Below are 12,522 nucleotides of genomic sequence, written 5' to 3' on the forward strand. Positions count from 1 at the left end.
CATAAGTTTTTGCACAAATGGTTGCAATAGCAGCTGTTAAAGTTGTTTTACCATGGTCAACGTGACCGATTGTGCCCACGTTAACGTGCGGCTTATTACGTTCAAACTTGGCTTTAGCCATGATGATTGTCCTCGTTTACGTCGAGACGACTCGATCTAAACTCGTCGATCCAAATACTTATCGACTCTTATTACCTGAATAAAATCAGGCGCCCAATACTTTAAAAGCAGACTAAAAAGCCTGCTTCTTTAAAAAATTCTTTCTCTACACTTCTAGCACAATCTGGAGCTCTTATCGAGATTTGAACTCGAGACCTCTCCCTTACCAAGGGAGTGCTCTACCACTGAGCTATAAGAGCGATAGACTACGCTTCGAGATGGAGCGGGAGACGAGGATCGAACTCGCGACATGCAGCTTGGAAGGCTGCCACTCTACCAACTGAGTTACTCCCGCACATGTTGGTACATTTATCGAAGACTTTAGATGGTGGTGAGGGAAGGATTCGAACCTTCGAAACTTTCGTGGCAGAGTTACAGTCTGCTCCCTTTGACCGCTCGGGAACCTCACCAAATCACACGCTCTTCAGTGCGCTCTTCTACTACATAAATGGTGCCGACACTCGGATTCGAACTGAGGACCTACTGATTACAAGTCAGTTGCTCTACCAACTGAGCTATGTCGGCGTTTCTTTATGCTTAACACTTAATGTGTTTCGTATCAGAACGGGGTGCAGTTTAACAAAACTCTCGCACGATGCAAGTACTTTTTATAAAAAAACTGCGAAAAACCTATAAAATCAATCCGTTTGATGATAATTCAACCGCCTTAATCACTGCACGAGCTTTTATCTGGGTTTCATTCCATTCAGATTCAGGATTTGAGTCTGCCACCAATCCGGCACCAGCCTGTACATAAACCTTATTACCACGAATAATGCCTGTACGAATGGCAATCGACATATCCATTTCTCCATGCCAACCCAAATATCCAACTGCCCCACCGAATACACCGCGTTTTACGGGTTCAACTTCATCAATAATTTCCATAGCACGAATTTTTGGTGCCCCAGATAAAGTCCCTGCTGGAAAAGTGGCCTTGAGCACATCCAGTGCATCCGTATTTTCTAATACCTCTCCCTGAACATTAGATACAATATGCATCACGTGAGAATAACGTTCAATGACCATTTGGTCTGTAACTTTTACTTTACCAATTTTCGATACACGCCCTACATCATTACGTCCCAAATCAATCAACATCAGATGTTCCGCAATTTCTTTTTCATCACTCAGCAAATCTTTCTCTAAGGCAAGGTCTTCTTCCGGCGTTTTACCCCTTGGGCGAGTACCCGCCAATGGCCGCACTGTAGCAATACCCTCCTCCAAACGACATAAAATTTCTGGAGAAGAGCCAATAATATGAAACGGTTGATGATCTGCCAACGTATAACCCTGAACCAAGAACAGATAAGGTGACGGATTCAAATGACGCAATGCTCGATAAACCGAAATTGGGTCACCATCAAAATCGGATACCATACGATGCCCCGGAACAACCTGCATGACATCACCAGCACGGATATACTCCTTAACCCGTTCAATCGATTGCAGATAGTTATCTTTGCCTGTTAAAGATTGAAATACAGGTGCCTTATGTTGCTTGGCATTTAATTGCACAGGTTGTTGCAATAAATTTTCCAAATCATCCAAACGTTGCTGTGCCTGTTGATAAGCATCATCTTGCTGGATGTTTGCATGCGTAATCAAAAACATGGTGTCTTTAAGATTATCAAAAACAATGACCGTTTTTGATAGCATCATCCAGATATCTGGAAGATTAACTGGATCTTGTTCTGGTGTATTGGTTAATCTAGGCTCAATATATCGAACAGCATCATAACCGAAATACCCAACCAATCCTCCAGTGAACTGCGGTAAATTCGGAATAAGTTCTCGAGGAGGAACTTTATATTTTGCTTGAGCATCTCGAATAAATTGAAACGGGTCAGAGCAGGCTTGTGTGCTAATTTCTCCCTGCTCATTTTGTAGCGTTAAAATTCCAGCATTACAGGAAAATACCTGACTTTCACCCAATCCAATAATGGAATACCGCGCCCAAGTTTCACCGCCCTCTACTGACTCAAATAAATATGCCAGTTGTTGTTCACGTAATCGCGCAAAAACAGTTAAAGGTGTTTCAGTATCAGCCAAACGCTGCCGGAATACTGGAATAGTGTCAAAGCCAGCTTGTTTTAATTGTTCAAATTGTGCAAAAGAAGTCATACGTATTCTCAATGTCAAAAAATGATTGTGATGGAAGTTGGATCGTTTTTAACGCCATCGAAAATGCATTGAGTAATTCATATTATCCTCAGTTCTGCTCAGGAATTAATTGTTGCAAATTATCTATAACCATTTGTGGATTACAGGCCTGTATCGCTTCTCCATGATTATAACCATAACCCAGCACAATACAATCTATTCCAGAAGCACGTGCTGCCTCAACATCATTTCTAGAATCCCCAATCATCAAAGTATTTTGTTTTTGTTGTGAAAAATATTCAATTGCATGCAAAAGTGGTTCAGGATGTGGTTTACGATTTTCCAAAGAGTCCCCACCTAATACCAAGGAAAAGTATTCCAGCAAATTAATTTGTCTTAGCAATTCCACTGCCGCCTGATAAGGCTTATTGGTAACACAAACCAGTGTTTTATTTTGAGCTTTGCAATATTGCAAAAATTCCAATACACCAGCATAGACGGTGGTATCAACACATAAGTTTTTCTGATAGATCTGCAAAAAATGCTGTAATAATTGCTGATGTGCTTCAGGGTCAAAATATTGATCCTGATGATGAATCACACAGGCACAAAGTTGACTGGCTCCCTTTCCAATCCAAACACGAACTTGAGATTCTGTTACCAGTGGCCGACCCAAATCGGTTAAAGTTAGATTCATGGCACGATATAAATCCCGTGCAGAATCGACTAAGGTGCCATCCAAATCAAATAAAATAAGTTGCCGATGAGTAGTGTCTAGCAATGAATGCATTATCTTATCCTTAGATCTACAATTTATTGTCCTAAAAATATTGCTGCTGCAATAACCGCAATAATAACCAATATAATCATGCTCATTAGACCAACTTTAGCATTTTTCTTTTCCTGTTCAACTTGTTCAATTCGACTTTCAGGTTCAGGAATGGCCATTGGTTTTGGTTCAGATGTGGCTTGCACATCAATATGATCTGGAATAGGTGCTGGTTTCGGCACACTAATATTTTTTGGCATACCATCACGATCCACAACAACGTCCATACCACGCTGTTCAATTGTTGGCATACCCTCATCGGAAGGAATGACTTTTTCAATGGTTATTGCAGCTTTTTGCTCAACATCTGGTGCATTATCTGACTGAGAATTTCCTAGTGTTTCAACAACCTGAAAACGGATATTCTCAAAATGAATCTCGTCATGATCTTGTAATTGTTGTTCGGTCACTCGTTGTCCATTCACAAATGTACCATTTGATGAGCCTAAATCCTGAATCCATAACTGATTTTCCTTGATAATTAAAGCAGCATGGCGGCGTGAAATATGTGCAGCCTGCAATACAATATCTGCCTGCTGATGCCGTCCGATCACCATGTCCCGATCAATATCGAGCGTTTGTCCTGCAATGGGTTCACTTTTTGCAATTAGCTGCCAGCTCATGCGTTATTCCTTATTTTGATCATTTGCCTGATCGTTTAGTTTAACATTAAGTCATTATTTTATTAAGGCTTCAGACAAATCATTATTTTTTTATTTTGCCATTAGAATGAATATCTCTCGTGATTTGCTCATTTATTCTAATATGTATATATTTTATTTGTTTTAGAAAAGTTTTTTAAGTCATAAAATTGAAATAAAAAAAACCAAGTATATTACTTGGTTTTTTTATTTGGCAATACAAAATTAAATTAATAAATCTTCTAATGTTTTACCTGAATTTAATGCTTCAACAACCCAACGAGGTTGTTTACCACGACCTGTCCATGTTTGATTTACATCTGCTGGGTTACGATAGCGTGGTGCAACACTGCGTTTAGTTGTAGGTTTATGGCTTTGTTGACCATATTCAATTAACTCTTGCAAAGACAAACCCACATCTTCCGCAATGGTTAATAATTGTTGATAAGCATCATCTACTTTTTCACGCTTTTTAAGTTCAATCAATTCTTGTGCTTTTTGGGTCAATTCCTGAAGCTGATTAATATCTAAATTTTCAATATTTGTTGACATATTTACTCCTAATTTTGCAAATTCTGTTATATCAATCCCTGAACATTTTATATTATCGATATAGAAAAGCAATCCTATTTGCAAGCAGATTACTTTTTATTTTCTGATATTTTTTTAATCAGGCTCAAAATTCAAGTCATTAACTAAGATTTATTGTTAACCAATATCACTTGATGATTAACTGTTTTTTCTAATTCTATGATGGCTTGTTTAAAATATTCTGGAATTGTAGTTTTTTGTTGTGTTTTAGCATCCATACAAACTACTACTACTTCACCTTGTGCAACTAAAGTTTGTTGTTTTTCACTATATAATTGATAAGTCATACGAAATGCAGATGAACGAATTTCTTCCACATTCACACCAATTGCTAATATATCTGGATAGGTAACTGGTCTTAAATATCGGCAACTACTACTGGAAACCACAGTATAAAATTCTGTTTGTATTTGATTTAAACGCTCAAAATATCCAATACGGGCATTTTCAATATAACGGTAATATTGCACATTATTAACATGATTGAATGCATCCATATCTCCCCAAGAAATATGCTGTTTAAATATAAATGGTACTGCTACGAATTGCTGTATGTTCACTTTGGTCTATTCCTTTATAAATCAAACTTAAAATCCTGTTTTGAGTAATGCAATAACAAATGAATATCCTGCTGTAATGATGTGGTATGTTGCAGCGCATCCTGTATTCTTAAATAAGCCATATAAGCATCATCAGGATATTGTGACAATAAATGTTTTGCCTGCTCATGTTTTGCTTGCCGCTGATAAATATGCCATTGTGCAAAGGTTAAACTGGCTTGTGCAGGATATTGCTGTTGCCAATTCTGTACTTGTTGTTCCAGCACTAAAATGTCTTCCTGACTATGATTTAATGCTTTATCTAACCAAATATATAATACTTGGGGAACAAAACGTTGCTGTAAGATATTTTGTGCCAGTAAATAACTGGATTGGTGTAATGCATCAAATTGATTAATCAATTTTAATAAAAGAATTTGCTGTTCGATATCATAGTTTTGATTAATATCGGATTCAATATGATCATACCAATCAAAGAAAAGTTGTTGCTCTATAGCATCAGCTTGCTCACGTTGTACTAATAATGCCTGAAACCAGATTTGAGTTTGTTGCACATCAAATCTAGGTTGATGTGAGGCTTTAAATAACCACCATGGACATACTCGAGAGAGTTGCAGCCAGTGCTCTTGTAATTCAGCCTGATATGCATCAGAAATCGGATGTAACCACGCAGATAGTGGCTGCACAGTCAAAAATTCCAAACGTTCCAAAGCGACTGCATAATCTCTTTCCAGTAATGCAATTTCGACTTTGAGCAATTCTGTTAATTCAAATAATGGGTTAGGAGTTTGTTGTAACCATATCTTGGCTTGTTCAGGTTGTTGTTGTTTTAATAAAAGTTTAGCGTGAATCAGGGGATTAAGCAAAACTGAGTTCTGATAAGTCTGGAAAATACGATTTTGCTCAACTCGTTCTGCTTTAAGTAACCACAGAACTCCGAGTTGCTCATAAGGGTGAAGCTGCTGAAAGGATTTTGGTATCTGGTATCGCTGCAAGTTGCGGCGTAAAGTATAACGAAGTAAACGCCATAAAAGATAAAAAATTCCTGAGGCAATAAATAGTAAAAATAGCAACAGAAATAAATTGCTTTGAATTTGCCAACCTAGCCACTGAATATAAACATAACCAAACCCCGAATTAAAGCTCAGCACCATAAACAATGCCGCCAACAACAAGCAGATACATAAATAGGTTAATAAGGTAAACCGCATGTTAGCCTCCTTGTAATAACGCCAAAGCTGTTAATTTAGGGGGTGCAATCAAACTGGTATTCGATAGTTTACTCAGACTAACAGCCATATTTTTGGATAAATCATCAGGATAATGGCGAAGGTCTATCACAATTTCCTTAAGCATTGTCTGATAAAATACTGTTTGGCCGGCACTTAATGCCTGCTGTGCCAATAGAAGCTGTAATTTTAAATACTGATAATGCAAGGCTCGACTTTTCAAATCTGGCGTATCGTCTACCTTACTGATACTAAACCAGGATGACCACAGCCATTTTTTCTGAGGCTGATCCAGTGGCTGCGGATGGATTTCACGTTCAATTGCATGTAATTGTTGTTGTAAAATCGTTTGCTGCTCTGTTCTTTGCTGTAAAAAATTCACTAAAGTCATCTGATCTTTTGCCAATGCATCCAGTAAAGCAACATTTAAACTTTCAGAAAGTGGTTGATCCTGACTAATTTTATGCCTTAATGTCTGAATTTGCTCTAAAGCTGCAACAAAATCCTGTTGTTGTAAGGTCAGTTGAATCAACTGTAAATGATCAACAATATAATTTTGTACAGTATAGCGATTATTCTGTAGGACAGATTGTGGTGCAACCTTACTGATACCATGATTCACCACTGGAACTTTCTGATTCTGCAAGGCAATAATTTGGTCATTTAAACGGTCAATACGCTGGGTTTGCTGATCAAAACGGCTGTCCAATACATTGAGCTGATTATTTTGCAGTTGATACATTTCCACACTGAGTTTGATTGTCCATACGGATAATATAATCAATAAAAACCAAAGCAATTTATTCATAAACTCATCTGCTGTATTTTTTGGTGAATCTCTTGTGCGACCAGATGTTCAACAATCGCAACGCTGGTGTTAATCGCCAACTGCTGTAAATCCTGACTCACTTGCTGTCCGACACGCTGACCAAGCACGACATAATGATAATTGTTGAAATTTTGCTGTAAAAATAACGTATTTTGTCGCAATTTCAACCAGTTTTTCCAACTTGCTTCACTACTGATTAATACAATAATTCGACTAAAAGCTTGCTGAAGTAAATTTTGCCACTGAATATCCGGCATGTTTCGAGTATAGAGCAGCATGTTGAGGACTTGACAGCCCTGTTGTTGTAATTGCGTCATCATCAGCGTCCGCCCGCCAATGCCACGCCAAAAGGCAATACGATGTTGTTGGCAATCTTGTAGTAGTTTGAGCTGTAACATTCCTTCTGAATTCTCAATCTCAGGACAAACACTTTCCAGACCAAGTTTTTGCAAGGTACTTTGGGTCGTTGTTCCTACAGCAATCCATTGTTTTTGCTTTAATTCTTCAATGGAAATATGGCATTGCCGAGCATATTGCATACCGATTTCTGCGGCAATTGAACTCACCACCACCACTTTCTCAAAAGAAATAAATTGCTGATATTGCTGCACTAAACTTTCATCCAGAGGTAAAGGTTTAAGCTCAAGTAATGGGCAGCTTATCACCTGATAACCCAGATTTTTTAAATCTTGGCTTAATGCTTGCGCGCGTTCAATAGGCCGTGTATTTAAAATCAGCATAATTTGCTTAATATAATGCTTTTAGCAATTCACCAGCACCTTGTGCAAGTAAATTTTGTGCCAATGCCACACCCAATGCTTCAGCTTGATCCATGTGACCTTGTTGTTGTGCAATCAACAATACTTGTCCATCTGCCTGACCTACACGTCCCTCAATACTCAGTTGTTGCCCTTTAAGTTGGGCAAAGGCTGCAATTGGTACCTGACAGCCACCTTCCAAATAGGCATTGAAGGCACGTTCCGCACGAACACAGGCTGTTGTTTCCTCGTGAACAAGAAAATTAATATGATTCAATATATTTTGGTCACCTGTACGACATTCTATTCCTAAAGCACCTTGTCCCACAGCAGGTAAACTAATATAAGGATCAATACTATGGCGAATACGATCTTGTAATTCCAAACGCTTTAACCCCGCGCTAGCCAAAATAATCGCATCATAAATTCCCTCATCCAGTTTGGATAAGCGTGTACCAACATTACCTCGTAAATCCAGAATATTCAGATCCGGACGTTGTGCCAATAATTGGCTACGGCGGCGTAGGCTTGACGTTCCAACTTTAGCACCTAATGGCAATTCATCAAAAGCATGATAATGATTGGAAACAAATGCATCAAATGGATCAGCACGTTCACAAATTACTGCCAATTCCAGACCGTCAGGTAATTGCATTGGCACATCTTTCATGGAATGCACAGCAATATCTGCACGGCCATCAAGTAATGCAGACTCCAATTCTTTGACAAATAACCCTTTTCCACCGATTTTTGCCAAAGGCGTGTCTAAAATTTTATCTCCCTGCGTCACAAAAGTAACCAGTTCTACGGTTAAATCTGAGTGTTGCTGTTGTAATCGTTGCTGAATATATTCTGCTTGCCAGAGTGCCAATGGGCTTTTTCTGGTCGCAATTTTTAATGTAGACATAGAACTCACAATGGAAGATAAAAAATTATTTTAACATTAATCGTCCACAGTCAAAATGCAAGCAAATACTACAACACTTTTTGTCTATGAATTTTCTGTTGGCGATTTAAAGTACATGCATCCTTTCTTTGATACTTGATAAATGGCGCCGACTGATCAACAATCTATCGTCAATTTCCTTGCATCGGATCTGATATTGTCCACCATCAATCAACTCGATACCGTCCAAATATTTTAAAGACAATAATGCATTACGATGAATACGAATAAATCGTTCGGAAAATTCCTGTTCTAACTCTTTTAACGTTTCGTCAATTAGCACTTGACCTTGTTTGTGTTTCACCATGACATATTTTTGATCGGCCAAAAAATAATAAATATCGTCCAGTGCAATAAGTTCCATGCCTCGATGAGTTCTAGCTGCAATATGTTGCCTACATGATGATGCCCCTGTCATAACCTCTGAATAAGCGATATGTTGTAGTTGTGCCTGATTAATACGCATACTGCGATCCAGTGCCTGCTTTAGATCATCCATCGACACAGGTTTAAGTAGATAATCACACGCAGCCGCTTTAAATGCATCCAGCGCATATTGATCAAATGCCGTACAAAAAATCATTGCCGGTGGCATATTCAATTGATTTAATAATGCAGCACATTCTAATCCGGACATTTCCGGCATACGCATATCCAGTAAAATCACATCAGGCTGATATTGCTTGACCAGATCAATTGCCTGCCGACCATTCGCAGCCTGTGCAAGCACATCATGTCCAAGTTGTGTGAGCATACGTAGCAATCTTTCTCGTGCCAGAGGCTCATCATCACAAATAATTATTTTCATGAACCACCCCATCATGATCAGCAAAAGTAAATAACAGTTTTGATTATTGTCGCCATTGATAACTTAACAGCGTAGTAAAATTACCATGTCGAGCTGACATTTTAAAGTGAACAGATCTGCCATAGTAAGCAAGTAAACGTTGCTTAACATTTTCCATTGCAATGCCATTGCCCTGATGTGTCTGCATATCTTTTTGATAGGGATTGGTCAAAACAATGTTGACACGCTGCTCAATCACTTCAATTAAAATCGTGATCAAACTCGACTGTGCCAGTGTTTCCACACCATGATGGATACAGTTTTCCAATAAAGGTTGTAAAGTTAATAATGGAATTTTGATATTATTTAGATCTTGATCGGCATCAATACGCCATTCAACCTCCAGACGTTCGCCCAGACGAATCATTTCAATTTTCAAATAGCGTCGACACAAATCAATTTCTTCCTTCAAGGACACTTCTTTGAGTTCAGTTAGGCTAGCCCGAAATAAACTGGACAAATCAATCAGCATTTGTTCTGCTTTTAAAGGATCAATACTAATTAAACTCACCACACTGTTTAAGCTATTGAATAAAAAATGTGGATGAATTCTTGACTGCAAGGCCTGCACTCTGGCCATTAACTCAGATTGTCGCCGCATCATCCATTGATCACGAATATAAATATACCTTAAACAAAGTACTGCAATACCGGTTCCAAGCAACATTCGATGCAAGCTATTGGAAAGAAGTATCGAAATGTCAAAAATTCCACCAGAATGAGTAAATTTGAACATCAATGCATTCATGCATATTGTTGTGAGCAAAATTAATGTTTGAAGCAGAATAAAACACAGAAACAAGATTCCAGCCAATGTGTGCAAACGGCTGAATATACGTTGCATTTTGGTCACTAAAACACAAAAACCGATCGCAATCCAACTGGTAAACAGCATATATTGCAACACAATAAGCCACGATAATTCTTCAAGTTGTGTCACGCTGCCAATCGCAATAATCAGCGCCAGCAGATTACAGGCAATCAGTAGTTCGGCAACATAATGCCACTCACCCAAATGTACAAACATGGATACAAAACGTTGTGATGAGGGTGTTCTAACATTTGGCATCATTTGACTCAATTTTTATCAAGCGGTTGATTCTCTGTTATACTTTGAGCAAATTATCCCTTTTATATTCTTGAATGACCATGACAAGCCAATCATCAAACTCTCAAGCAACAGCACCACAAACTTCAGGGATGTGGGGTGGACGTTTTTCTGAAGCAACAGATGCCTTTGTAGCAGAATTTACTGCCTCAGTGCAATTTGACCAACGTTTTTACAAACAGGATATTGCCGGTTCCATTGCTCATGCCACCATGTTGGCCAAAGTTGGCGTATTAACCGCACAGGAACGGGATGACATTATCAATGGCTTAAAAGCAATTCAAGCTGAAATTGAGGCCGGTCAATTTGAATGGCGCATTGATCTTGAAGATGTACACATGAATATTGAGGCACGTTTAACGGATCGTATCGGTATTACCGGGAAAAAATTACATACCGGACGTAGCCGTAATGATCAAGTTGCAACAGATATTCGTCTATATTTACGTGATGAAATTGATGCCATTTTAGCATTATTAAAGCGTTTGCAAACCGGTATCCTGACACTTGCTGCACAAAACACCCAAACCATTATGCCTGGGTTTACCCACCTACAAACAGCACAACCAGTCACTTTTGGTCATCATCTTATGGCATGGTTTGAAATGTTGCTTCGTGATAGCGAACGTTTGATTGATTGTCGTAAACGTGTCAATCGTATGCCCTTGGGCTCTGCCGCACTTGCCGGAACCACCTATCCAATCGAGCGTGCTTATACCGCAGAGTTACTGGGTTTTGAAGCTGTTTGTGAAAATTCGCTAGATGGTGTGTCCGATCGGGATTTTGCCATTGAATTCAATGCCGCAGCGGCATTAATTATGATGCATTTATCCCGTATGTCTGAAGAATTGGTTTTGTGGACATCAGCACAGTTTAAATTTGTACAAATTCCGGATCGCTTCTGTACAGGCTCATCCATCATGCCGCAGAAAAAGAATCCTGATGTCCCAGAATTGGTTCGGGGTAAAACCGGACGTGTTTATGGTGATCTTGTGAGTCTGTTAACTCTGATGAAAGGTCAACCACTTGCTTATAACAAGGATAACCAGGAAGACAAAGAACCTTTATTCGATGCAATCGATACGGTGCGTGGCAGCTTAATGTCTTTTGCAGACATGATTCCCGCATTAGTACCCAATATTGATCATATGCGTGACGCTGCATTACGTGGTTTTTCTACTGCAACCGATCTTGCAGACTATCTTGTCAAAAAAGGTGTGGCTTTCCGTGATGCACATGAAATTGTAGGTAAAGCGGTGGCTTTAGGTGTTCAGGAAGATAAAGATTTATCTGAATTAAGTTTACAACAATTGCAGCAATTTTCTGATTTAATCGAACTAGATGTCTTTGACAAGGCTTTAACACTAGAAGCTTCTGTTTCTGCACGAAATCATATTGGTGGAACTGCGCCAGCTCAGGTTGAAGCTGCCATTGCACGCGCTTATACACGTATCGAACAACTTTAATTTTCTATAAATTCCTCTATTTTTGGAGGAATTTTTTCAGGATGACAATATATGACTAGACAAGTATTTTGCCGTAAATATCAAAAAGACATGGATGGACTAGATTTTGCACCATTTCCTGGTCCCAAAGGTCAGGAATTTTTTGCAACTGTATCTAAACAGGCATGGCAGGAATGGTTACAACATCAAACTACATTGATTAATGAAAAACGCCTGAATGTTTTTGAAGCTGATGCCAAAAAATTTCTGGAAGAACAACGAGAAAAGTTCTTTAGTAATGATGAATCTATTGAAAAAGCTGAAGGCTGGAAAGCACAGGATCAATCAACTCAGTGATAAACAACTTGCTTTTAAAATCCATTTAGCTGTTCAACGAACAGGTATATGGATTTGAATAAAACATGATATTAAGAATTGTACTTTAGCAGATATTTATATGATAATAATTATCAACAC

General features: G+C 38.6%; 14 protein-coding genes and 4 tRNA genes. 2 read left to right on the forward strand and 16 right to left on the reverse strand.

Translation table 11 applies throughout. The features are described from left to right. From F4V57_RS09705 to F4V57_RS09780, 16 genes are all read right to left on the reverse strand, one after another. On the reverse strand, positions 1–121 hold a 121-nt coding region (locus F4V57_RS09705; RefSeq protein WP_228183273.1), incomplete at its 3' end, for a GTP-binding protein. A 163-nt stretch (positions 122–284) separates the two neighbouring features. Beyond that, positions 285–359 (reverse strand) — tRNA-Thr (locus F4V57_RS09710). A 19-nt stretch (positions 360–378) separates the two neighbouring features. Then, positions 379–454, reverse strand: a tRNA-Gly gene (locus F4V57_RS09715). Positions 455–485: 31 nt separating this feature from the next. Beyond that, a tRNA-Tyr gene (locus F4V57_RS09720) sits at positions 486–569 on the reverse strand. Positions 570–608: 39 nt separating this feature from the next. Next, a tRNA-Thr gene (locus F4V57_RS09725) sits at positions 609–684 on the reverse strand. Between the two features lie 105 nt (positions 685–789). Next, entirely contained in the window at positions 790–2,283 is a 1,494-nt protein-coding gene (trpE, locus tag F4V57_RS09730) for an anthranilate synthase component I (RefSeq protein ID WP_070069401.1), read from the reverse strand. An 88-nt stretch (positions 2,284–2,371) separates the two neighbouring features. Then, on the reverse strand, positions 2,372–3,052 hold the full coding sequence (locus F4V57_RS09735) for a phosphoglycolate phosphatase (RefSeq protein ID WP_070069402.1): 681 nt from the start codon (positions 3,050–3,052) through the stop codon (positions 2,372–2,374). Positions 3,053–3,075: 23 nt separating this feature from the next. Further along, complete coding sequence (locus tag F4V57_RS09740; protein WP_070069403.1) at positions 3,076–3,714, reverse strand: FHA domain-containing protein; 639 nt, start codon at positions 3,712–3,714, stop codon at positions 3,076–3,078. 243 nt (positions 3,715–3,957) lie between these two features. Next, a complete protein-coding gene (locus F4V57_RS09745) occupies positions 3,958–4,284 on the reverse strand; it encodes an H-NS histone family protein (RefSeq protein WP_070069404.1) in 327 nt (108 codons plus the stop codon). Between the two features lie 143 nt (positions 4,285–4,427). After that, complete coding sequence (locus F4V57_RS09750) at positions 4,428–4,877, reverse strand: acyl-CoA thioesterase (RefSeq protein ID WP_070069435.1); 450 nt, start codon at positions 4,875–4,877, stop codon at positions 4,428–4,430. A gap of 20 nt (positions 4,878–4,897) precedes the next feature. Continuing rightward, a complete protein-coding gene (locus F4V57_RS09755) occupies positions 4,898–6,094 on the reverse strand; it encodes a heme biosynthesis HemY N-terminal domain-containing protein (RefSeq protein ID WP_070069405.1) in 1,197 nt (398 codons plus the stop codon). A gap of 1 nt (position 6,095) precedes the next feature. Then, positions 6,096–6,920, reverse strand: a complete 825-nt coding sequence (locus tag F4V57_RS09760) for a hypothetical protein (protein WP_070069406.1) — start codon at positions 6,918–6,920, stop codon at positions 6,096–6,098. After that, positions 6,917–7,681, reverse strand: coding sequence for a uroporphyrinogen-III synthase (locus tag F4V57_RS09765; RefSeq protein WP_070069407.1), 765 nt, complete (start codon positions 7,679–7,681; stop codon positions 6,917–6,919). The genes F4V57_RS09760 and F4V57_RS09765 overlap by 4 nt, the downstream gene beginning before the upstream one ends. Positions 7,682–7,688: 7 nt before the next feature. Then, positions 7,689–8,606, reverse strand: a complete 918-nt coding sequence (gene hemC, locus F4V57_RS09770; protein ID WP_070069408.1) for a hydroxymethylbilane synthase — start codon at positions 8,604–8,606, stop codon at positions 7,689–7,691. Positions 8,607–8,712: 106 nt separating this feature from the next. Continuing rightward, positions 8,713–9,453 (reverse strand): LytR/AlgR family response regulator transcription factor, encoded by a 741-nt coding sequence (locus F4V57_RS09775; protein ID WP_070069409.1) that lies wholly within the window; start codon positions 9,451–9,453, stop codon positions 8,713–8,715. Positions 9,454–9,496: 43 nt separating this feature from the next. Next, positions 9,497–10,561 carry a sensor histidine kinase gene (locus F4V57_RS09780; protein WP_227515667.1) on the reverse strand — a complete coding sequence of 355 codons (1,065 nt, stop codon included), beginning with the start codon at positions 10,559–10,561 and terminating at the stop codon, positions 9,497–9,499. A gap of 80 nt (positions 10,562–10,641) precedes the next feature. Between F4V57_RS09780 and argH the strand changes: the two genes are divergently transcribed. Both argH and F4V57_RS09790 read left to right on the forward strand, forming a co-directional pair. Further along, the gene (gene argH / locus F4V57_RS09785; protein ID WP_070069410.1) at positions 10,642–12,066 is read left to right on the forward strand and encodes an argininosuccinate lyase; all 1,425 of its coding nucleotides are present in this window, start codon (positions 10,642–10,644) and stop codon (positions 12,064–12,066) included. Between the two features lie 51 nt (positions 12,067–12,117). Then, complete coding sequence (locus F4V57_RS09790; protein ID WP_070069411.1) at positions 12,118–12,402, forward strand: oxidative damage protection protein; 285 nt, start codon at positions 12,118–12,120, stop codon at positions 12,400–12,402. Positions 12,403–12,522: the final 120 nt, after the last annotated feature.

The sequence above is a fragment of the Acinetobacter qingfengensis genome (assembly GCF_008693185.1).
GTDB classification, from domain to species: domain Bacteria; phylum Pseudomonadota; class Gammaproteobacteria; order Pseudomonadales; family Moraxellaceae; genus Acinetobacter; species Acinetobacter qingfengensis.

What these genes read in the sequence shown, in the direction of transcription:
- F4V57_RS09780 (WP_227515667.1), bottom strand. Translation starts at nt 10,561, where the DNA reads ATGCCAAATGTTAGAACACCCTCATCACAACGTTTTGTATCCATGTTT.
- F4V57_RS09760 (WP_070069406.1), bottom strand. Translation starts at nt 6,920, where the DNA reads ATGAATAAATTGCTTTGGTTTTTATTGATTATATTATCCGTATGGACA.
- F4V57_RS09745 (WP_070069404.1), bottom strand. Translation starts at nt 4,284, where the DNA reads ATGTCAACAAATATTGAAAATTTAGATATTAATCAGCTTCAGGAATTG.
- F4V57_RS09735 (WP_070069402.1), bottom strand. Translation starts at nt 3,052, where the DNA reads ATGCATTCATTGCTAGACACTACTCATCGGCAACTTATTTTATTTGAT.
- F4V57_RS09765 (WP_070069407.1), bottom strand. Translation starts at nt 7,681, where the DNA reads ATGCTGATTTTAAATACACGGCCTATTGAACGCGCGCAAGCATTAAGC.
- F4V57_RS09775 (WP_070069409.1), bottom strand. Translation starts at nt 9,453, where the DNA reads ATGAAAATAATTATTTGTGATGATGAGCCTCTGGCACGAGAAAGATTG.
- hemC (WP_070069408.1), bottom strand. Translation starts at nt 8,606, where the DNA reads ATGTCTACATTAAAAATTGCGACCAGAAAAAGCCCATTGGCACTCTGG.
- F4V57_RS09740 (WP_070069403.1), bottom strand. Translation starts at nt 3,714, where the DNA reads ATGAGCTGGCAGCTAATTGCAAAAAGTGAACCCATTGCAGGACAAACG.
- trpE (WP_070069401.1), bottom strand. Translation starts at nt 2,283, where the DNA reads ATGACTTCTTTTGCACAATTTGAACAATTAAAACAAGCTGGCTTTGAC.
- argH (WP_070069410.1), top strand. Translation starts at nt 10,642, where the DNA reads ATGACAAGCCAATCATCAAACTCTCAAGCAACAGCACCACAAACTTCA.
- F4V57_RS09755 (WP_070069405.1), bottom strand. Translation starts at nt 6,094, where the DNA reads ATGCGGTTTACCTTATTAACCTATTTATGTATCTGCTTGTTGTTGGCG.
- F4V57_RS09790 (WP_070069411.1), top strand. Translation starts at nt 12,118, where the DNA reads ATGACTAGACAAGTATTTTGCCGTAAATATCAAAAAGACATGGATGGA.